The organism is Hornefia porci (genome assembly GCF_001940235.1).
Taxonomy (GTDB): domain Bacteria; phylum Bacillota; class Clostridia; order Peptostreptococcales; family Anaerovoracaceae; genus Aminicella; species Aminicella porci.
Genome location: NZ_MJIE01000001.1, coordinates 588907 through 608791 on the forward strand (window position 1 = coordinate 588907; position 19885 = coordinate 608791).

Here is a 19885-nt window from a genome sequence, read left to right on the forward strand (position 1 = left end):
TGTTGTCAGCGCCCATTAAGTCCGACGGGGACTTAATGAGCAGATACTGCTTATTATTAAGTATAATTACTTTTTTTGCACAGTCAATATTTTTATCAGAAATTTACCGATAATTTCGCCAATAGTCCGTCAATATCCTGTCGATACCCGATGGTCAGTCAGGATCCGACGGATAGTCGTTCCGCACACATCGTACACATTATATCTGCATTAATCTGTATTTCAGTTTAACACGTGTTTTATTCGCGTTATATCCGGTACACGGATACATCAGTCCTCAGAGCACGAATCTCTCAATCGCCTTGGCGACTCCGTCATTATCATTTGTATCAGTTACAAAATCCGCCCGCGCTTTCATATGCTCTGACGCATTCCCCATCACAATCCCGATGCGGGCCAGCTCGATCATTCTGCTGTCGTTGGGACTGTCCCCGCATGCCAGAAGCCGGTCTGAGTCAACGGAAAGCCGCCGCATCAGAAAACGCAGCGCATCCGCCTTGCTGGTGGTGGGCCCGCCGATTTCCAGATTGTTATGGAAGGAAGAGGTCAGAGTAATGTCGTCCATTGCGGCAAGCTGACGCATGACTTCCTTCTGGTCTTCTTCACGTCGGAATACGATGCTGATATTCTCCAGCCTGGCTTTGTGCTCCAGCATGAAGTCGAAGATATCCGCCACCGGCCGCCGCGTCCGCAGCACATAATCCGCGTCGCGGAAGGCACACCCGTTTTTCTCCATCTCCCTGTACTCTGCCGCGCCGATGTAGGCCTGTCCGTCCGTAAAGGCGTCAACGGAAAATCCACGCCCCCGCAGAAGCGCCACGATACTTTCCACGGCCGCGGGCTCGTTGCAGTTCTCGTAAATCCGCTCCCGCCCGGATACACGCGTAATGACAGCCCCGTTTGATGTAATCATATATTCCAGACCGTCGATGCCGAAAATCGCCTCCGGAAGGGAGCACCAGGGACGCCCTGTGGAGATTACAATATGAACCCCCTTTTCCATGGCCCGGTGGAGCGCCTCCACGGTGCGCGGCGAGATTTCCGACCTGCCGGTCAGCGTTGTTCCGTCCAGATCCAACGCGATCATTCTGATTTCTTTTCCGCTTTTCTGTTTCATGAATCCATTATATCAAAAGGGGTTGCAAAATTAAAGTTTCGGTATTACAATATTTCATACTGTAATCAGAAAGGTTATCCGGGAGGAGAAAAAAATGAATGTAGTGATTGTTGGCGCCGGCAAGCTGGGAGCCTGTGTGGCAGAGGCCCTGATCGGCGGTGATTATTCCATTACGATCATAGATAAAAACGCAAATGTACTGCAGAAGCTCTCACAGCAACTCGATGTCATGACCATCAACGACGACGGACGCAGACTGTCCGTGTTGAAGAATATCGGCATCGAGTCTTTTGAATATCTGCTCGCCGTGACCTCCAGCGACGAGACGAACATGATCATCGCCTCCTTCGCCAAGAAGCTGGGATGTCATCATGTGATCGCCCGCGTCCGCGACCCGGAGCATATGAATCAGTTCGATTTTATCAAGGAGGCGATGGACATCGACCACATCGTCAATCCGGACATGTCCATCACCGTGGAGATCTATAAATATCTGGCGGAAAAATACACGCTGAGCAACGGAATTTTCAAAAGCGGCGGAATCGCCATGACGGAATTCCCGACTCGCCGTTTTCCGGCTCTGGTGGGTCTGACCATGCCGGATATCCACGAGGTGCTGCCCGATGTGCTGATCGCCGCGCTTTCCCGCAACGGCAAGGTCATCGTTCCTCACGGCGACGATGAGGTGAAGGAAGGCGATTTCATCTACGCCATCGGTGCCAAGGACCGGATCGCCGAGATCCACAAGAAGACTCACGAACACGGAAAATACACCAACATTCACAAGGTCATGATCATCGGCGGCGGCAAAACCGGATTCTACCTTGCGGATCGTCTGCAGGAATTCGGCGCGTCTGTGAAGCTCGTGGAGCGCGACATGGAGCGATGCCACTACCTCTCCACCAACCTGAAGAACGTGATGGTCCTCCACTCAGACGGTACCGACATCAGCCTTCTGGAGGAGGAAAACCTGGACGATATGGACGCCTTCGTCACGGCCACCGGCTACGATGAGGAGAACCTGCTTCTGGCGCTTACCGCCAAGCAGCACGGCATCGCGGACGTCATCTCCAAGGTGAGCCACGAGAACTACAAAGACCTGATCGAACAGATGGGCGTGGATATGGTTCTGAATCCGCTGGACATCAGCACCAGCAATATTCTTCGTTATATCCAGGGCTCCAAGCGCATCCTGTCCTCTGTACTGATTCAGGGTCAGGCGGAGATCCTGGAGGTCATCGCAACCTCCCGCATGAACATGCTGGGGGTTCCCATCCATGAGCTGGAGCTTCCGAAGGACGTGCTGATCGCCGCGATTCACAGAGGCGGCAAGGTCATCATCCCCGACGGGAACACCACCATTGAACAAAATGACAGAGTCACCTTCTTCAGTCTGCTCTCCGGCCTCGGCGAGCTGGAGAAACTGATGAAGGCGAAAAAATAAGCGGGAGTAAATTAGAAGATATGTCTGTTAATATGAAAAATCTAATCAGTATGATGGGCATATTATTATTTGTGATCGGCCTCTGCGCCCTTCCGTCTCTGGTCACTGCGGTGATTTACAGGGAGGTCGCCTCGGCCATCAGTTTTGTTGTGCTCATCGCTCTGTGTCTTCTTATCGGATTAGCCGTCATGAAGCTTTTCCCGCCGGCGAGAATCCGCGTCAGAGCGAGGGACGGATTTCTGATCGTCGCTCTGTGCTGGCTGATCGCATCCTTCATCAGCGCTCTGCCGATGGTCATCACCGGCTCCATCCCCAGCTTTGTGGACGCTTTCTTCGAGATGTGCTCCGGCTATTCCACTACGGGAGCATCCATTCTCAGCGACATTGAGGCCCTGCCGAAATCCATTCTGTTCTGGCGTTCCTTCAGCCACTGGCTTGGCGGCATGGGAATCATCGTGTTCGCGACAGCCATTATCCCGTCCATCGGCGTGGAGGGAATGATGATCGCCAGCCGCGAAACACCCGGCCCGACACTCGATAAGATGACTCCGCATTTTTCGGACACCTCCCGCAGACTGTACCTGCTCTATATGATTTTCACGGTTGTCCTGGCCATACTGCTGATGTTCGGGGGCATGTCGTTCTACGACGCGCTGATTCACTCCTTCAGCACTGTCGGTACAGGCGGCTTTTCCAATTACAACAACAGCGTCGCCCACTTCGCGAGCCCGTACATATACTGGGTGCTGACCATCTTCATGATATTATGCGGAACCAACTTCAATCTGTTCTTTGTCATGATACGAAGACCCCGGAGGGCCTTTCAGGATGAGGAATACAGGGCCTATATGGGAATCATCATCGCATTCACCGTCATGATCGCAATCGACCTTCTGACGGCGGGCAACTATCACGACCCGTTCAGGAGTCTGACGGATTCCGCGTTTCAGGTCGCGTCAGTCATTACGACCACAGGCTTCGCGACGACGAACTTCGATGCGTGGCCGACGTTCGCGAAGATGCTGCTCTTTCTGCTGATGATGCTGGGCGCCTCTTCCTCGTCCACCGGCGGCGGTCCGAAAATCGTCCGTATCCTTGTCTCCATCAAGCTGATCCGCAGAGGAATCTCACTGAAGATCCATCCCCGTCAGGTGACGACGCTGAAGCTGAACCGGGGGCAGGTCACTCAGGAAATCGCCACCAATATCGCGAATTTCATGTTCCTCTACTTTGCCACCATTTTCGTCGGCTCGCTTCTGATCGCCGTCAACGGCTTTGACCTGGTCACCACGGTCTCGGCTGTCGTGACCTGTGTGGGGAACGTGGGACCGGGCTTCAATCTGGTGGGGCCGACCATGAATTTCAGTCAGTTCTCCGATTTTTCCAAAATCGTGCTGTCCTTCCTGATGATTGCGGGAAGGCTGGAGCTGTTCACTGTTTTCATGCTGTTCTCACCATACTACTGGAACTCTAACAAAGCCTGATACGGAGCAGCCGGAGGCTGAGACGGCGCGATCCGGCGGACCGTCCGTCAGACGCAGATGCACAGCGGAAATAGCAGAAGCAGACAGGAGCAATTATGAATTTCAATCACAGACTGATTTTAAGAACTGCATCCATGATTCTTTTGTTCGAGGGTATCGCTATGCTGATTCCCTTCGCTTTCGCATGCTATTTCGCGGAATTTGCTCCTGCGACGGCCTTCTTCTGTATCATCGTCGTATGTGTCAGCTTCGGCGTGACCATAAACCGGGTGACAATGCACAGCCGCCCGTATATCCACTCAAGAGAGGGCTTCTACATCGTCATCGTCTGCTGGATGTTCGTCATCCTGCTGGGTGCGATGCCCTATCTGCTTTCCGACATGGACTACACCTTCTGGGACTGCTGGTTTGAATCCACCGCCGGCTGGACCACCACCGGAGCCACCGTGCTGGGATACGATAATATGCCCCGCTCTCTGCTTCTCTGGAAGAGTGTCAGCAGCTGGCTGGGCGGCATGGGAATCATCGTTCTGACCACATCAATCTTTCCCAAGCTGGGAATCCGCGGACAGAAAATGGCCGCGGCGGAAATGCCCGGCCCGACTCTGGAGAAGCTGACCGCCCGCTTCGGCGATACAGCCAAGATCTCCTATCAGATTTATACGGTGCTGACGCTGATTGAACTGGCTCTGCTGGTTCCCACGAAGATGACCTTCTATGACGCTCTGCTGAACACACTGTCATCCATCAGCACCGCCGGAATCGTGGATCTGTCCGCCGCCCAGGAAGCCTTTGTAATCACGCCTTACATCAAGGGAGTCCTGGCGTTCTTCTCCATGGCGTCCTCCATCAATTTCATCGCCTACTTCATGCTGACCTGCGGCAAATTCCGGGAGGCCCTTCACCACTATGAGGTGCGGGTCTATCTTCTGGTGATCGCTGCGGCCGGCGTGCTGATGGGCGTGGATCTGTATCTGCATCATATCGGCGACGGACTGGTTTCCGGTATCGGAAATGCTCTGGTACAGGGGATCTCTTTTGCTTCGACTTCGGGATTCATCATCGACGACATCGGATCGTGGCCGACCTTTTCCAAGTTCCTCCTGCTCACTCTGTCCCTGATCGGAGGCTGCAGCTTCTCCACCAGCGGAGGAATGAAAATCATCCGGTTTTCCGTCTTCCTGAAACTGATCAGCCGGGGAATTTATAAACGGATCCATCCGCGGGCGATCAAACCGGTCATGATACAGAAAAAACCGGTCTCCGCTCCGGTCGCCTCTTCCATCACCATGTTCATTCTCCTGTATTTCGGGCTGTTCATGTTCTCCGCGATTGTCCTGTCTCTGAACAATCTGGATATGGAAACGACTCTGTCCGCGGCAGCCGGCGCGTTCACCAACACCGGAACCAGCTTCGGCAGACTGACCGGCAGCGACTTCAGCATTTTCGCGGCACCCTTCAAATTCTATCTGAGTCTGCTGATGCTGGCCGGAAGACTTGAGATGTATGCGGTAATCATCATGTTCTCGCCCTCCTACTGGAATTCTGACCGGGCCCGCGTGTAGGGGCGTCCTGCCGAATTCTGACCGGGCCCGCGTGCAGAGCTGTCCTACCGGGATTCTGAACGGATCTGCGTGCAGGGGCGGTCGACATAGAACACATTCCCCATGACATCCACAATTTTCACACAGATCCTCCGGCAGTCCGGTCCCACGATCTGCCGGCAGACATCATTCAGTTCTTTTTTGTTCCGCACGAACACTGCGGAGGGGCGATGCACCCTACCGTCGTAGTCAAAATCCACGCTCCACGCCTCAATCAGCTCCAGAGGGCTGTTCCGGACCGCCTTTCGGATCACGGTTCTGGACTTTTCCTCCATGCCTGTCGGAAGACGACGCTCGAGGACATTTCCGAGACGAATCGTCACGAGACTTTTGTCAGAGCCCGGGAACTCCTCCATGCTCATATGCACCTCCGCCTCAAAGCGGGACTGTCTCCCGCCTTCGGCACGATGCTCCGGCTCCTCTGCGTACACGCGGAACCCGGTTCCCTGCGCGCAAAGACGTCCGATAGTGCTTTCGACCGCAAGTCTTCCCCGGTCGCAGGCGATAAACGACCGTCCCATGCGCGCCGCCACCGCCGGCAAGGTCCCGCTGCCGCAGAAAAAGTCAGCGCACAGATCACCCGGTTCCGTGCAGCATTCCACAATGCGCTCCAGCAGCTGCTCCGGCTTCTGCGTCGCGTAGCCCGTACGCTCCGCCGAGGTTCGCCCCACCATGTCGATCTGCCAGACGTCCTTCATGTTCACCATTGTGTACCAGCCCTGCTCGTCGCGGTACTCCTTCACGCCCCTGAACCGGTACGGCTTGAACTGCCGGTTATAGGACTTCTCCTTCAGGACATTGAAATTGTAATGCTTCGTTTTGCTGTACACCAGGATATTATCGTGCTTTCTGGCAAAGCGTCTCCGGCTGCTCCCGCCGGATTTGTAGGTCCAGATGATTTCGTTGACAAAATTCTTCTCGCCGAAGATCTCGTCCATGATGATTCTGGCGTAATGCACCACATGCCAGTCCAGATGCAGCCAGATCAGACCGTCCTCCGCCAGAAGCTCCCTCATCAGAATCAGACGCGCCGTCAGCTGCCTGAGATACCCGTACAGACCCTGCTGCCATTTGTCGTCATATGCGGGATGACGAATGTTGCTTCCGGACACGCGGATTACCGCATCATACCGAGCTTCGGAGAAAAACGGCGGATCAATGTAAATCAACTTCAGTCTCCCCCTATACTCCTCTTTCTCCGCCAGAGATTTCAGCAGCCGTATATTGTCTCCGTAATATATTTTATTGTCAACAGTCCCTCCGGCATCTGCTCCGCGGACAGACTGCCCACGCATCGGATCCACCTCTTCCAGCACTGTAAATTCAGCGCTTCTGGTGTTTGCGACCTGTCGCTGCGCCTGTTCGATGACTTTTGTGAGATCCTTTAGTGTTCCCATTTCTTCTTCCCTCTGTAAGCAGCACCGGAATCAGATCCTTCCGTCCCGCTTTTTCCAGCGCCCGAAGCACGGTTCTGCGGTTTTCCGTTCTATTATAATGAATCAACGCCCTCTGCATTTTCTTGTCTTCCAGAGATTTCGCCACGTAGATATGCTCGCCTGTCCGCGGATCGATCTCTGTATAGAACATGGCGGTGGCCAGTGTTCCCGGCGTGGGATAAAAGTCCTGGACCTGATCGGGGATGAACCCGTATTCTTTGAGGAACAAAGCCAGATCCACCGCATCTTCCAGCGTGCAGCCGGGATGAGAGCTGATCAGATACGGGATCAGATACTGCTTTTTATTCAGCCGCCGGTTCGTCTGCCTGTACAGCTCTGCGAATTCCGTAAAAACGTCTGCGGACGGCTTTCCCATATAATGGAGAGCACGCCGGGCGATATGCTCCGGCGCCACCTTCAGCGTTCCGCTGACATGGTGGGCGCACAGCTCATCCATAAACTTCTGCCGTTTCGGATCCGCCATCAGATAATCATAGCGGATACCTGAGCGGATGAAGACCTTTTTCACTCCGGGCAGTTCACGGATCGCCTTCAGAACGTCAAGATAGTCGCTGTGATCGATCTTCATGCTCCGGCAGGGTTTCGGGTACAGGCAGTCTTTTTCCCTGCACACGCCGTACTTCAACTGTTTATCGCAGGCCGGTCCGCGGAAATTGGCGGTGGGCCCGCCCACATCGTGAATATAGCCCCTGAAATCAGGCTTCCGGATCAGCTTCTCCGCCTCCCGCACAAGAGACTCCCGGCTGCGGCTCCGCACCTGTCTCCCCTGATGATAGGTCAGCGCGCAGAAGCTGCATCCCCCGAAGCAGCCCCGGCTTGACACCAGACTGAACTTCACCTCGCGAAATGCAGGAATCCCGCCCATATCCCGATACATCGGATGTTCCTCATTTTCATACGGCAGTTCATAGAGATCGTCCAGTTCTTGCCGTGTAAGCGGTTCCTGCGGAATGTTTTGTACAACAAAAGAGTGTTCGCCGTAAGGCTCCGCCAGACGCCTGCCGCAGATCGGATCATTCTCCCGGTACTGCAGCGCGAAGCTCTCGGCATAAGCCTCTCTGGATGCAGCGATTTCCTCAAACGCCGGAAGGATCCGGCTCTGTTCATCCGGCACAAATTCCCGGGTCCGATAACAGGTTCCCCGGATCCATGTGATATCCGAAATGTGAATGCCGCTGTCCAGCGCCTCCGCGATTTCCAGGACGGCGCGCTCTCCCATGCCGTAGATCAGCAGATCGGCTCTGGAATCAAGCAGAATCGACCGACGCACCCGATCGTCCCAGTAGTCATAATGACCCAGACGGCGAAGACTGGCCTCAATTCCTCCGATAATCACGGGAACGTCGCGATAGGCCTCTCTGGCGCGGTTGCTGTATACGATCACCGCCCGATCCGGACGTTTCCCCGGAACGCCGCCTGGAGAATATTCGTCCACGCGCCGCCTGTGCCGGAAGACCGAATAGTGATTGACCATGGAATCCACAACGCCGCTGTTGATCAGAAATCCCAGCCTCGGCCGCCCGAACCGGCGAAAGTCCTCACAGGAGCGGAAGTCCGGCTGTGCCAGAATCGCAACCTTATATCCGAAGCGCTCCAGAAGCCGGCTGATAATCGCCGTGCCGAAGGAGTGATGATCCACATAGGCGTCTCCTGTAACCAGCACAAAATCAGGCTGCTCCCAGCCCCGCTCTTCCATCTCCTTCTTATTTACCGGCAGAAACATCGTTCTCTCCTGTACACTTTTCCTCGGAGGTTTCCGGAACCTCCAGCTGAATCTCCAGTTCTCCGATATGATGCTCCCGCAGCAGCTTCACGACGCCTTCGCTGATCCGGGCGGTCAGTCCCCAGATCACCCGTCCGTCCACGGTAAGCACCGGCACGATCCACTGTCCTGTCCGCCAGTTGTAATCCTCATCGATGCCGACCTCATCATACGGAAAATCATCCGTAACCTCAGCATAGACCCGTTCCCGGAAATGCTGCGCTCTGCTGAAGTCCAGATGGGAAACCGGCATCAGGAAAATCTCGTCCACCTCTTCCTCCCGGATAGTAGCTTTCAGAAAATCTCTGTATTGAATGACGCCGATAAAGGTGTAGAGAGAATAGTTCGCGTATCCGTAGAGGACATCCCCCTGCCCCAGAATTTCAATCCGGTCGGCCGGGATTCCGATCTCCTCCTCCGTCTCTCTGAGCGCCGCTGCAAGCAGATCCTCTCCCGGTTCCACATGACCGCCGGGAAAACAGATTTCTCCCGGGTCGCTGTCCATATCCCGTGCTCTGACCTCGTACAGCAGACAGAGCTCCCCGTCCTTCTCAACAAAGGGAATCAATACGCTGAAAAAACGGTACTTACCAATGGGCGCCGGCTCGTGCCGCTCGTAGATTCCGCGAATGCGTTCGATGGTGTCCATGCCGCTCCTTCCTGTATAACCTGTCAAAAAAAAGGGGCTGTTTACGCCCCTCGCTTCTGTTTCTGTGCTCAGTTCAAAATCTCATACCGGGAGAAGTCGACTCCGATCATCTCCTCTTTCTCCGCGGACAGACTGACAACAAAATCCATCCCGTAATTCCTTGAGATATCCGACAGACGATCCAGAAATTCCGGGATATCCCCGAGAGAAAAGTCCGCATGCTTCAGAATGCTGTCAATATAAATCGTCTCAATATCATGGTCGGAACTGATGATCCCATAAAGGAAACCGATATATTCATCCGCATTCGTAATATGTTCAAAGTCCTCCATGCAGACCACCCGGATCCGATATTTCAGATCATAGGTCAGCCTCGCATTCTTATTGATAAAAATGATACTCCCGTCACTATGTTCAACCTGCTCATTGGCAAGAGCGATCATCTGCTTCGTTTTACCGGTACCCTTATGCCCAATCAGTAGTTTAACCATGTCGTTGCCCTCCATTCGTTCTTATGTATTGCATTTATTATACAACAACGGCCCTGTTCATTCAATGTATTTTTGTGAATTTTCCAATCGCAGTTGTCCGCAGGCGCCGTCGATATCTGCTCCCAGCTGCCGGCGCACGGTAGCCGGTATTCCGTTCTGCTCCAGGGTTTTCTGTATTGCCTTCGCCCGTTCCCTTCCCGCTGTGACAAAGCCTGTTTCGCAGACCTCGTTCAGCGGAATCAGATTCACATGGCAGAGGGTCCCGGACAGCAGACGGATCAGCTGCTCCACATCCCGATCCCGGTCATTGACGCCCCGGATCAGCGCGTATTCAAAGGTGACCCGCCGGGAGGTCACCGTCTCATACTTCTCTGCCGCCTCCATCAGCTCACGGAGAGGATACCTCCGGTTCACCGGCATGATGCGGCTCCGCTGTTCATCGGTGGGAGCATGAAGCGAAACCGCCAGATTCACCTGTGGAAAATCCCCGGCGAACCGGAGCATCTCCGGAACCAGACCGCAGGTGGAAACCGTAAAATTCCGCATTCCCATGTTCCGTCCGTCTACGTCGTTCATGACACGGATAAATTTCGCCAGTTCGTCATAGTTGTCAAACGGTTCCCCCGTCCCCATGACGACTGTCCGCGACACCTTTTCTCCCGTCACTCTCTCGATATCCAGAATCTGGGAAATCATCTCTCCCGCAGTCAGGTTCCGACGCAGTCCGTCGATTCCCGATGCGCAGAAGGCGCACCCCATACGACATCCCGCCTGAGAGGAAACGCACACGGTGTTCCCGTAGCTGTACTTCATGAACACGCTCTCCACCGCGTTCCCGTCCTCCAGCGCGAAAAGAAACTTTCTCGTCCCGTCGCTCCGGGACTGCAGGTCGCGGAGCACCCTTAGACTGTCGATTCTGTACTTTTCCGCCAGATTCTGTCTCAGGGCTTTCGGCAGATTCCTCATCTCCCCGAAATCCGTCACGCCTCTGCTTACCCACTGAAACAGCTGCTTCCCCCGGAACCGCGGTTCACCCTCAGCCCGGACGATCTCCTCCGTCTCAGAAAGCGTCAGACCTCTCAGATCCTTCATCAGATTCTCTCAATCCTGAGACCGGTTTTATGCCCGTTGATATCCACCTGCGGAAGCTCCGCGGCCTCTTCCATCGTCTGGGCCAGCGTCTCGCTCTTGATGTATTCCTCATGCTGGCTGACCGCACCCATCACTTCCGCGTCCGCCTCAATGAAGATATTGATGCGGTCCATCATCTCGTAGTCATTCTGCTTGCGCATCTGCTGAATCTTGGACACTATCTCTCTCGCAAGTCCCTCACTTGTCAGCTCCGGCGTGATCTGCGTGTCAAGAATCGCGAACACGTTGTTTTCCATCGCCACCGCGAAGCCTTCCTTCGAGTTGATGCGGACATCGACAAAGTCTTTTTCAATTTCCGTATCCTCTCCGTTCAGATTCATCAGAACACTGTCCTCTGTCTCAAGTCTGGAGATGAAAGCGTTGGCGTCCTCTCTGGCGAGAGCGGATCCGAACGCTCTGATATTCTTGCCCAGCGCCGGTCCCGCGACGGGGAAATTCGGCTTCAGCGAGAAGTTCATGTATTCGTCCAGATCTTCCGCGAACACCACGTCTTTGACATTCAGTTCCTCCCGAATCAGGGGCGAAAGGTCCTCGATCAGGGCTTTGTACTTGCCGTCCACCAGGATCTCTGACAGCGGCTGACGCACCTTGATGCCTTCCTTCTCACGGATTCCGCGTCCCAGGTTGCAGAGCGTGCGCACCAGATCCATCCGCTCCTCGACATTCCGGTCGATCTGACTCTCATCCGCCTTCGGGAAATACGCCACGTGGACGGTTTCCTCTCCGGTCAGCTTCCTGTACATCTCATCCGAGATGAACGGTGCGATCGGCGCGATCAGCCGGGCGGTTCCCTCCAGCACTTCATAGGTCGTGGCGTAGACGCTCTCTTTGTCCTCAGACATCCCCTCCGCATAGAAACGGCGGCGGGCGCGGCGGATGTACCAGTTGGAAAGATCCTCATTGACGAACTCGCTGATGGCCCGGACAGTCTTCATATGGTCATAATGATCCATATAATCCGTGACGTCCTTCACCAGCCGGTTGTACTTCGACAGAATCCAGCGGTCAAGCTCCGGCTTCTCCGCATAGGGAACCGACATGCTCTTCACGTCAATATTATCCATATTCGCATACAGCACAAAGAAGTTGTATACGTTCCTCAGGGTTCCGAAGAACTTGCTGACCACCTCCTGCAGTCCGCCCTCGTCAAACTTGGTGGGCGACCAGGCGGGCGACACGCTGAGCAGATACCAGCGGGTCGCGTCGGCCCCGTATTTGTCCAGCATCTCAAAGGGATCCACCGTATTGCCCACATGCTTGGACATCTTCTTTCCCTTCTTGTCCAGGATAAGGTCGTTGACAAGCACATTTCTGTACGGGGAGCGACCCATGATAAAGGTGGAAATGGCCATCAGGGAATAGAACCACCCTCTGGTCTGGTCGATGCCCTCACAGATGAAATCCGCGGGGAACAGCTTGTCGAAATCATCCTTATGTTCGAACGGGTAGTGCCACTGCGCATAAGGCATGGAGCCGGAATCGAACCAGCAGTCGATTACCTCCGGAATTCTGGTCATCGGTTTTCCGCAGACCGGACAGGTGATATGGACATCATCCACAAACGGACGGTGCATATCGATGCTCTCGTCGATGTCCTCAATCGCCTTCTCCACCAGCTCGCTGCGACTTCCGATACATTCCAGATGACCGCACTCGCAGCGCCAGATAGGAATCGGCATTCCCCAGTATCTCGTTCTGGAAATCGCCCAGTCCTTGACCTCTGCCAGCCAGTTGCCGAAACGTTTTTCGCCGACAAAGGGCGGATACCAGTTAACGGTATTGTTATTGGCTACCAGCTGATCCTTCAGCTCGCTCATCTTGATGTACCAGCTGGGCTTGGCGTAATAGACCAGCGGCGTTCCGCATCTCCAGCAGTGCGGATAGTTGTGGGAGATTTTCTCTCTCTTGTAGATTTTGTTGTCCTTCGCCAGATACTTGATGATCTCCACATCCAGACCCTCTTCCATGACAAAATGTCCCTTCCACGGGGTCTCGGTGAAGCAGCCCTGTTCGTCCACAGGCTGCAGCATCGGAAGATCATATTTGCGTCCGCACTGGTAGTCGTCTTCGCCGAAGGCAGGAGCTGTATGAACGATGCCGGTACCGTCTTCAATGGAGACATAGTCCATGCAGGTGACAAAGAACGCTTTCTTCTTCGGGTCAGCCTTTACAAACGGCATCAGCTGCTCGTACTCGATGTATTCCAGATCCTTTCCCTTCATTTCTTCCAGGATCTCATAATTTCCTTCTCCCAGAACCTTGTCTGCCAGATGCTTCGCCACATAGAAGACGTTTCCCGCATCATCTCCTTCCGTCATTCTCGCACGGATGTAATCGAAGTCCGGTCCCACTGTGATGACCGTATTGGACGCCAGCGTCCAGGGCGTGGTGGTCCAGGCCAGGAAATACTCATTATCCCGATCCTTCCGTTTGAATTTCACAATCAAAGTGTTGACCTTGACGTCCTTGTAGCCCTGCGCCACCTCGTGGGAGGCGAGGCCGGTCCCGCAGCGCGGGCAGTAGGGCAGGATTTTGTGCCCCTCATAGATCATGTCCTTCCCGAAGAACTGCTTCAGGATCCACCATTCTGTCTCGATGTAGTCGTTATCCAGCGTGATATAGGGATGGTCCATATCAGCCATATACCCCATCCGCTCACTCATATCGCGCCACATTCCGGTATAGGTGAAGACGGACTCGCGGCACTTTTTGTTGAACTCCCGGATTCCGTAGCGCTCGATGTCCTGCTTGCCGTCGAATCCCAGCTGCTTCTCGACTTCAATCTCCACCGGAAGACCGTGGGTATCCCAGCCTGCCTTCCGGTTGACCTGAAATCCCTGCATCGTCTTGTAGCGGTTGATGGAGTCCTTCAGCGTTCTGGCCATCACGTGATGGATGCCCGGCTTGCCGTTGGCAGTCGGCGGTCCTTCATAGAAGACGAACTGCGGCTGCCCTTCCCGGGCCTTCACACACTTGTCGAGCAGATCCTGCTCGTTCCATTCTTTCACCTGTTCCTTCTGAACCTCTGCGACAGGCTTGTCTGATAGTTTTTTAAACATGCACAAATTCCTTTCTTTGTTTCGTGCCAGCGGAGAATTTTCTGCCTATACAAAGAAGTCCCCGGCCGGCTGAGCCGGTTAGGGACGATCATTCAAACCGCGGTACCACCCTAGTTGCCGCCCTCGTGTTCAAGGGGGCCATCTCAAAAGTGTCGAACTCAGGAGTGATATTCATACTCTGCTTCACCGGGAGGCTCTCACCGCCACCTCTCTCTCTGTAAGGATCTTACGCAGGACTACTGGTTCCGTCATCGTTCGTGAATATTAAATTCAACTGCTTCATTATAAATGGAAAAATCCGCAGTGTCAAGGGTTTCAGCGTTCTTCGGCGTCTGCTTTCTGCAGCGCTCCCCATCATCTGCTTTCAGCGTTCCTCCCCGTCTGCTTCTTCCTCTTCCGCAGCATCAGCCTCATCGGGTTCAGCCTCTCCGGCGTCCTCCCGTACTTCCTCTGCGTCCGTATCAGGCTCCTCCGCAGGGTTCCCGGCCTCCGTGAACAAAAGCCGGTACACCAGCGCCGCCAGCACTCCGCCGATCAGCGGCGCGATGATAAACACCGGGAGCTGCGCCAGCGCATCTCCTCCGACGACGATTGCCGGTCCGAAGCTTCTGGCCGGATTGACAGATGTCCCGTCGAACGGAATTCCGAAAATATGAATCAGCGTCAGCGTCAGTCCGATGACCAGTCCCGCCGCGGAGGCGAACTCCTTCCGACTGGTAACTGCAAGAACCACCAGCACAAAGACGAAGGTCATAACGATTTCCAGAATCAGAATGCTTCCGGCACCCAGACCCAGCGTGCTGGCCTCGCCATAGCCGTTCTGCCCGAGCGAATCTCTGGCGCCGAAAATTCTCCACAGGAACAGCGCCGCAGCCAGAGCTCCGATGCACTGCGCGACCACATAACCCACACAGTCCTTTACGCTCATCCGGCCCGCCGCCAGCATACCGACCGAAACCGCCGGATTGATATGGCATCCGGAGATATTCCCGATCGAGTACGCCATCGCCACCACGGACAGCCCGAACGCAAATGCGATCAGCAGTGTGGTAAACGCGACCGGAATCGCCGCGTTCATACTGAGAAAAATAGAATTCGCCGCCACCGCGGTTCCACACCCGAACGCCGTCAGCACAAACGTTCCGATAAACTCCGCAATATACTTTCTCATCTCATCATCCCCCTTATCATTCTCTGCTTTATCTGATTTTCCGGCTGCACAGGCGCAGCCTCCGATGTTTTCATGATAACAAATGTGAACGGAATGTCAAGTACCGGACCGGCCGCATTCATCAGCATAAAATGGCTTTTATTATTCAGAAAATGTGGTAGAATAAAGATAAGAAAAGGAGGTGACATTTATGCAATTAATTCTGATCGGAGTAATCTTTATGGTTGGACTGCTTCTGTACTATATTTTTTCTACATCCGGCGGTTCCGACAAAGAACGGCCTGAAAAGAAGAAGCCGGATGATGATCTTCGGCAGGAGGAAAATGTCATCTACCTTTCCGATGACATCGACAAAATCAAACGGAACCATAATATCGGTGGAAAAGATCAGTAAATCCGCAGAAATTTCAGCGACTGCCTTCGGGCAGTCCTATTTTAATCTCTTCAACAAAGGAAAAGAGACCGTCGCTGCCGTAAAGGCAAAACACGGTCTCCTTCTGCTGGTCGGAGTGGTGAGACTCGAACTCACGGCTTCTGCGTCCCGAACACAGCGCGCTACCAACTGCGCCACACCCCGCCGACTTATCCATTATAACATGCCGAAAAGTTTTTTCAAGCCCTATTTTTCGGAATCTGAAAAAATCCTTTTCCTTTTCTGAAATCCTTCTTCAGAAGCTCTGTCCGGAAACTCAAGCCCGGCGTGTTCGAATCTAATGGCAGTTCACAGTACGGCGCAGGATGATGCACAATGAAATCTGTAAAAAAGCCTCCCTACCTGAAGTTCAGCAGCGCATCCGCATCCTTGCGCGGCGGTGCTTTGGGATCTCCGTCCGGATAGCCCAGCGCGACCAGCGCCGCGACAATTTCCCCGTCGGAAACGCCAACCGCCTCCGCAACCTTATCATCGTCGAAAATTCCCATAATCACCGTGCCCAGGCCCAGATCGTGCGCAGCAAGACAGAATGTCTGCGTCGCGATTCCCGCGTCGAACACCTCCCAGCGGTCATCCTTGCCTGTGGTCGGCTCGCCGGACTTTTCATAGCCCGATATTCCATGCTTACAGGTAATCACCATCAGAACCGGACAACGCCGGATGATTTTGGCGTTGCTCTCGAAACCGAGAACACAATTCTCCGCAAGCTCTTCCTTCACCGCCTGATCTTCTACCGCATAGTAGCGCGTCACCTGCGTATTTTTCCAGGAAGGCGCATATGCCGCCAGCGACACCATCTGACGAACGATCTCATGCGGCACCGGCCGGTCTGTAAACCTGCGGACACTTCTTCTCGTTAAAATACAGTCTTTTGTTTCCATAGTCACCTCTCTAAAGCTACCTCTCTGAAAATTCATCTGTCAACGTGTATTATATGCCGGATCCGGAAGTGCGGCAAGCCATTTTGCCATGTGCCGAATATTGCGATATTTCCTGTTAATTTCTCAGGTGCTGTTCCCCGAAGACTGCTCTTGCCGATGCCGTCTGCGAGAAGTATAATATCTGTACCGGCTCATACCGGCTTCCGCATGATATATCGAAATCCCGCGGGATACGGCTGCGCCGGTCTGCATATACTTTTGTACCCCCGGCAGACATGCGACGCGGACGGAACAGGCAGCCGGAGGACAGAACAGAAGAAATCGAAGAAAGCAGAGGAATGAAGGATGAAGGGTCTGACAACATTATGTTATATCGAGAAGGACGGGCAGTATCTGATGCTCCACCGCACGAAAAAAGAGCACGACATCAATAAGGATAAATGGATCGGCATCGGCGGTCATTTCGAGGTTGACGAGAGCCCTGACGAATGTCTGCGGCGGGAAGTATTCGAGGAAACGGGATGCACTCTGGGCAGCTGTACGCTCCGGGGAATCGTCACCTTTGTTTCCGACGGACGGACACCGGGCGCGGGCGTAACAGAATACATGTTTCTCTATACCGCAGAGGACCTGCAGGGAGAGCCGGCTGACTGCGACGAGGGCGAGCTTATATGGGTGGACAAAGAAGAGTGCCCCCGCCTGAATGTCTGGGAGGGTGACAAAATCTTCTTCCGTCTGCTGAATACACATCCGGAATTTTTCTCTTTGAAGCTGGTCTACAACGGCGGCGACCGGCTGATGTATGCAGCGCTGGACGGACGTCCGCTGGAGCTGTAGACCGTCGGATAACGCACTGCCTCCTGTTTCTGCCAGTCCATTGCTTTTCTCCCGGATTTCCCGTAACATGCTATGGCTTCTGCGCCGTCTGTCTTCTGGTAAGGTAAAACAAAGCTCTCTGTAGGGGGCCGGCGTCCGATTCTGTCTGCCATTTCCCCTCCTTCAGTTCAATTGTCTTGCCGGTGCTCTTATGTGCTTTATATCGTTTCTCCCGCTGCGTTTTCGCAGCGTTTTCTCTATATAACAAAACCCCGCTATGTTCGCAAGGTATAAAAAAACACCGGCCGTAGCTGGTGCTTAATAATTATGGGTAATCAAAGTTTTTTAGGGTCTCTGTTCATTCGGGTCTAACAGTGGGCTCCTTCCGTGGGGTCTGACAATGGGGGCAGTGCGTAGGGGCAAAAGAACTCAAAATGATTAGAGGAGGCCGTGATTGCCTCCTCTATGCTTCTTCATTTATCATATAACTGCAACGATTTTAAAATGAAAGGAGCATACATGAATGATATCATAAGATTTCTTGAATTAGAAGACCCTGCAATAACAATCGAGGACATCTCCACAGAGGGACGTGTCAAAACGGTTACGTTGTCGACACCACCGGAGATCAGATTCTGTCCCCGGTGCAGCTTTCGAATGCATTCCAGAGGGATCAGGATCCGAAGGGTCAATCATCCGATATTGCAGGACACGTATCAGTTAGTCCTTTTACTGAAGCAGCGGCGCTGGCGCTGTACGAACGGGCAATGTCGATATGAAGAAAATGAATCTTTTAATTTCATAAGTAAACACCGTCGGAACACAAACGCAGCCGACTTTCTCATCGTCAATGAATTCCGGGATCTGACTAAGTCTGCCGCAGATATCGCAAGGAAGTTCAACACTTCTGACACATACGCCATCAACGTATTTGACCGGTATGTCAACATGAAGAGGATTGCCCTGACGGATGCGATCAGCATCGACGAAGTTCATCTCGACATCGATCAGATATGTCAATATGCGCTGGTCGTTCAGGATTTTCATACAGGAGAAGTGATTGATCTGCTCGAAAGCCGCAGGCAGAATGTGACTGAACCATACTTCGCATCCATTCCAAAGGAAGAACGTTTTGCCGTTCAATATCTCATCACGGACATGAACAATGAATATCTTCGCTATGTTGAGAGATACTTTCCGAACGCAGTATCTGTCGTAGATTCTTTCCATGTGATCCAGTGGATCGTCAAAGAACTTGCGGATTTCATACGCGATCTGCAGAATACGATCAGAGAGCGTGACGAAATACGGCAGAAAAAACTGTCGGAAAAGGCCGGACACCAGGTAAGGCTTCCAATGTCCGATGAACTGTATCTGCTGAAGCACTACCGTTTCCTTTTACTTTCCAATGCAGATTCCATCACATATCACGAGGAACCACACATGGACCGGCACTTCAGATGCCTGATGAGAACCTCCGATTACAAGGAACGCTTTTTTCTCATTGATCCCGCGTTGAAAGAACTCCATGATCTGAAAGAGCGTTATGTGCGATTCAACACAGTAAATGCCGGCAAGCCTCAAAAGGCGGCAATCGAATTGAATCAACTGATCAATGACTACGCCCATTGCGATCACGACATCTTTATCCGTTTTTCCAGACTCCTGAAACGACACAGGGAACCTATCATCAACTCATTCGTTCTGATGGAACGGCTTGATAAAAACGGGGGCGCTATCATTTCGAGATTGTCCAACGGTCCTATCGAATCCACGAACAGAAAGGCCAAAGATCTGAAACGGATGGGGCGGGGTTTCCGTAATTTCAACCATTTTCGGAATCGGTTCCTCTTTGCTTCAAGAAACGATCCCCAATTAAACGGACGCGAGCCTGTCGGACAAGACCGGCCTCGTTCTTTAAGATACCGGAACACAGTTCCTAAGAGTAAACAGCGCGTCCTGAACGCTGAGCTCGAGTCGATTCTCGAAATGTACGACTGCTCAAAGGACGAGCTTCTTTCCCTTCGGCACTGGGTGGCTGAAGGCAACAGTCCTTTTAACAACCCGGATAGGATCCTCAATGAAGCGGGGCTTCCATGTGACTTCATTGCTGCCAGCAGAATACTGGACGAAGCCTTTCTTGACATCAATAAGGGAGGTGATTTGAGATGACCACCTATCAAGAACTGCATCAACATATCCTCGATCTTGAAACGGATCTCGATTTTCAAACAACGGAATTAAACTGCCTGTACGGATTCCTGTCCTGGATGAATCTATGGGATGAATTCATCTATTTCAGAAACCATGCTCATTCTGAACAAAATGAAGACGAACCCTTCCCACGTCTGGTACTTTAACCTAA

At 53.2% G+C, this 19885-nt stretch carries 16 protein-coding genes and 1 tRNA gene; 7 read left to right on the forward strand and 10 right to left on the reverse strand.

Features of this window, described 5'->3' with window-relative positions; translation table 11 throughout:
* Positions 1–277: 277 nt before the first annotated feature.
* The gene (locus tag BHK98_RS02770; RefSeq protein ID WP_075712084.1) at positions 278–1117 is read right to left on the reverse strand and encodes an HAD family hydrolase; all 840 of its coding nucleotides are present in this window, start codon (positions 1115–1117) and stop codon (positions 278–280) included.
* 94 nt (positions 1118–1211) lie between these two features.
* On the opposite strand from BHK98_RS02770, the gene trkA reads away from it, so the two are divergent.
* The 3 genes from trkA (at position 1212) to BHK98_RS02785 (ending at position 5610) form a co-directional block, all read left to right on the forward strand.
* Complete coding sequence (gene trkA, locus BHK98_RS02775) at positions 1212–2561, forward strand: Trk system potassium transporter TrkA (protein WP_075712085.1); 1350 nt, start codon at positions 1212–1214, stop codon at positions 2559–2561.
* Between the two features lie 32 nt (positions 2562–2593).
* Entirely contained in the window at positions 2594–4045 is a 1452-nt protein-coding gene (locus BHK98_RS02780; RefSeq protein WP_245796811.1) for a TrkH family potassium uptake protein, read from the forward strand.
* Positions 4046–4140: 95 nt separating this feature from the next.
* Positions 4141–5610: a TrkH family potassium uptake protein gene (locus BHK98_RS02785; RefSeq protein ID WP_075712087.1), complete on the forward strand. Its 1470-nt coding sequence runs from the start codon at positions 4141–4143 to the stop codon at positions 5608–5610.
* A 44-nt stretch (positions 5611–5654) separates the two neighbouring features.
* Here the strand turns inward: BHK98_RS02785 and BHK98_RS02790 are convergent, their stop codons facing one another.
* The 7 genes from BHK98_RS02790 to BHK98_RS02820 all read right to left on the reverse strand — a co-directional run bounded on the left by BHK98_RS02790 (position 5655) and on the right by BHK98_RS02820 (position 15390).
* On the reverse strand, positions 5655–7046 hold the full coding sequence (locus BHK98_RS02790; RefSeq protein WP_075712088.1) for a DNA methyltransferase: 1392 nt from the start codon (positions 7044–7046) through the stop codon (positions 5655–5657).
* Positions 6973–8829 carry a YgiQ family radical SAM protein gene (locus BHK98_RS02795; RefSeq protein WP_075712089.1) on the reverse strand — a complete coding sequence of 619 codons (1857 nt, stop codon included), beginning with the start codon at positions 8827–8829 and terminating at the stop codon, positions 6973–6975. Before BHK98_RS02795 ends, BHK98_RS02790 begins: the two co-directional genes overlap by 74 nt.
* A complete protein-coding gene (locus tag BHK98_RS02800; RefSeq protein WP_075712090.1) occupies positions 8810–9517 on the reverse strand; it encodes an NUDIX hydrolase in 708 nt (235 codons plus the stop codon). The genes BHK98_RS02795 and BHK98_RS02800 overlap by 20 nt, the downstream gene beginning before the upstream one ends.
* 68 nt (positions 9518–9585) lie before the next feature.
* On the reverse strand, positions 9586–10008 hold the full coding sequence (locus BHK98_RS02805) for a hypothetical protein (RefSeq protein ID WP_075712091.1): 423 nt from the start codon (positions 10006–10008) through the stop codon (positions 9586–9588).
* A 57-nt stretch (positions 10009–10065) separates the two neighbouring features.
* Complete coding sequence (gene rlmN / locus BHK98_RS02810; protein ID WP_075712092.1) at positions 10066–11100, reverse strand: dual-specificity RNA methyltransferase RlmN; 1035 nt, start codon at positions 11098–11100, stop codon at positions 10066–10068.
* Positions 11100–14219 carry an isoleucine--tRNA ligase gene (ileS, locus tag BHK98_RS02815; protein WP_075712093.1) on the reverse strand — a complete coding sequence of 1040 codons (3120 nt, stop codon included), beginning with the start codon at positions 14217–14219 and terminating at the stop codon, positions 11100–11102. Before ileS ends, rlmN begins: the two co-directional genes overlap by 1 nt.
* 364 nt (positions 14220–14583) lie before the next feature.
* Positions 14584–15390: an aquaporin gene (locus BHK98_RS02820; protein WP_075712094.1), complete on the reverse strand. Its 807-nt coding sequence runs from the start codon at positions 15388–15390 to the stop codon at positions 14584–14586.
* Positions 15391–15580: 190 nt separating this feature from the next.
* On the opposite strand from BHK98_RS02820, the gene BHK98_RS02825 reads away from it, so the two are divergent.
* Positions 15581–15784: a hypothetical protein gene (locus BHK98_RS02825; protein WP_075712095.1), complete on the forward strand. Its 204-nt coding sequence runs from the start codon at positions 15581–15583 to the stop codon at positions 15782–15784.
* A 107-nt stretch (positions 15785–15891) separates the two neighbouring features.
* Here BHK98_RS02825 and BHK98_RS02830 read toward each other — a convergent pair.
* Both BHK98_RS02830 and BHK98_RS02835 read right to left on the reverse strand, forming a co-directional pair.
* Positions 15892–15967 (reverse strand) — tRNA-Pro (locus tag BHK98_RS02830).
* A gap of 194 nt (positions 15968–16161) precedes the next feature.
* Positions 16162–16704, reverse strand: a complete 543-nt coding sequence (locus BHK98_RS02835; RefSeq protein WP_075712096.1) for a nitroreductase family protein — start codon at positions 16702–16704, stop codon at positions 16162–16164.
* A 345-nt stretch (positions 16705–17049) separates the two neighbouring features.
* Here BHK98_RS02835 and BHK98_RS02840 point away from each other — a divergent pair, with 345 nt between their 5' ends.
* The 3 genes from BHK98_RS02840 (at position 17050) to BHK98_RS02850 (ending at position 19880) form a co-directional block, all read left to right on the forward strand.
* Positions 17050–17541 carry an NUDIX hydrolase gene (locus BHK98_RS02840; protein ID WP_075712097.1) on the forward strand — a complete coding sequence of 164 codons (492 nt, stop codon included), beginning with the start codon at positions 17050–17052 and terminating at the stop codon, positions 17539–17541.
* Between the two features lie 498 nt (positions 17542–18039).
* Positions 18040–19692: an ISL3 family transposase gene (locus tag BHK98_RS02845; protein ID WP_158024447.1), complete on the forward strand. Its 1653-nt coding sequence runs from the start codon at positions 18040–18042 to the stop codon at positions 19690–19692.
* Positions 19689–19880, forward strand: a complete 192-nt coding sequence (locus BHK98_RS02850; RefSeq protein WP_075712099.1) for a hypothetical protein — start codon at positions 19689–19691, stop codon at positions 19878–19880. Before BHK98_RS02845 ends, BHK98_RS02850 begins: the two co-directional genes overlap by 4 nt.
* Positions 19881–19885 lie beyond the last annotated feature (5 nt).

What these genes read in the sequence shown, in the direction of transcription:
- BHK98_RS02845 (WP_158024447.1), top strand. Translation starts at nt 18,040, where the DNA reads ATGAATGATATCATAAGATTTCTTGAATTAGAAGACCCTGCAATAACA.
- BHK98_RS02840 (WP_075712097.1), top strand. Translation starts at nt 17,050, where the DNA reads ATGAAGGGTCTGACAACATTATGTTATATCGAGAAGGACGGGCAGTAT.
- BHK98_RS02850 (WP_075712099.1), top strand. Translation starts at nt 19,689, where the DNA reads ATGACCACCTATCAAGAACTGCATCAACATATCCTCGATCTTGAAACG.
- BHK98_RS02805 (WP_075712091.1), bottom strand. Translation starts at nt 10,008, where the DNA reads ATGGTTAAACTACTGATTGGGCATAAGGGTACCGGTAAAACGAAGCAG.
- BHK98_RS02790 (WP_075712088.1), bottom strand. Translation starts at nt 7,046, where the DNA reads ATGGGAACACTAAAGGATCTCACAAAAGTCATCGAACAGGCGCAGCGA.
- BHK98_RS02780 (WP_245796811.1), top strand. Translation starts at nt 2,594, where the DNA reads ATGAAAAATCTAATCAGTATGATGGGCATATTATTATTTGTGATCGGC.
- trkA (WP_075712085.1), top strand. Translation starts at nt 1,212, where the DNA reads ATGAATGTAGTGATTGTTGGCGCCGGCAAGCTGGGAGCCTGTGTGGCA.
- BHK98_RS02785 (WP_075712087.1), top strand. Translation starts at nt 4,141, where the DNA reads ATGAATTTCAATCACAGACTGATTTTAAGAACTGCATCCATGATTCTT.
- BHK98_RS02825 (WP_075712095.1), top strand. Translation starts at nt 15,581, where the DNA reads ATGCAATTAATTCTGATCGGAGTAATCTTTATGGTTGGACTGCTTCTG.
- BHK98_RS02795 (WP_075712089.1), bottom strand. Translation starts at nt 8,829, where the DNA reads ATGTTTCTGCCGGTAAATAAGAAGGAGATGGAAGAGCGGGGCTGGGAG.
- BHK98_RS02800 (WP_075712090.1), bottom strand. Translation starts at nt 9,517, where the DNA reads ATGGACACCATCGAACGCATTCGCGGAATCTACGAGCGGCACGAGCCG.
- BHK98_RS02835 (WP_075712096.1), bottom strand. Translation starts at nt 16,704, where the DNA reads ATGGAAACAAAAGACTGTATTTTAACGAGAAGAAGTGTCCGCAGGTTT.
- BHK98_RS02770 (WP_075712084.1), bottom strand. Translation starts at nt 1,117, where the DNA reads ATGAAACAGAAAAGCGGAAAAGAAATCAGAATGATCGCGTTGGATCTG.
- ileS (WP_075712093.1), bottom strand. Translation starts at nt 14,219, where the DNA reads ATGTTTAAAAAACTATCAGACAAGCCTGTCGCAGAGGTTCAGAAGGAA.
- rlmN (WP_075712092.1), bottom strand. Translation starts at nt 11,100, where the DNA reads ATGAAGGATCTGAGAGGTCTGACGCTTTCTGAGACGGAGGAGATCGTC.
- BHK98_RS02820 (WP_075712094.1), bottom strand. Translation starts at nt 15,390, where the DNA reads ATGAGAAAGTATATTGCGGAGTTTATCGGAACGTTTGTGCTGACGGCG.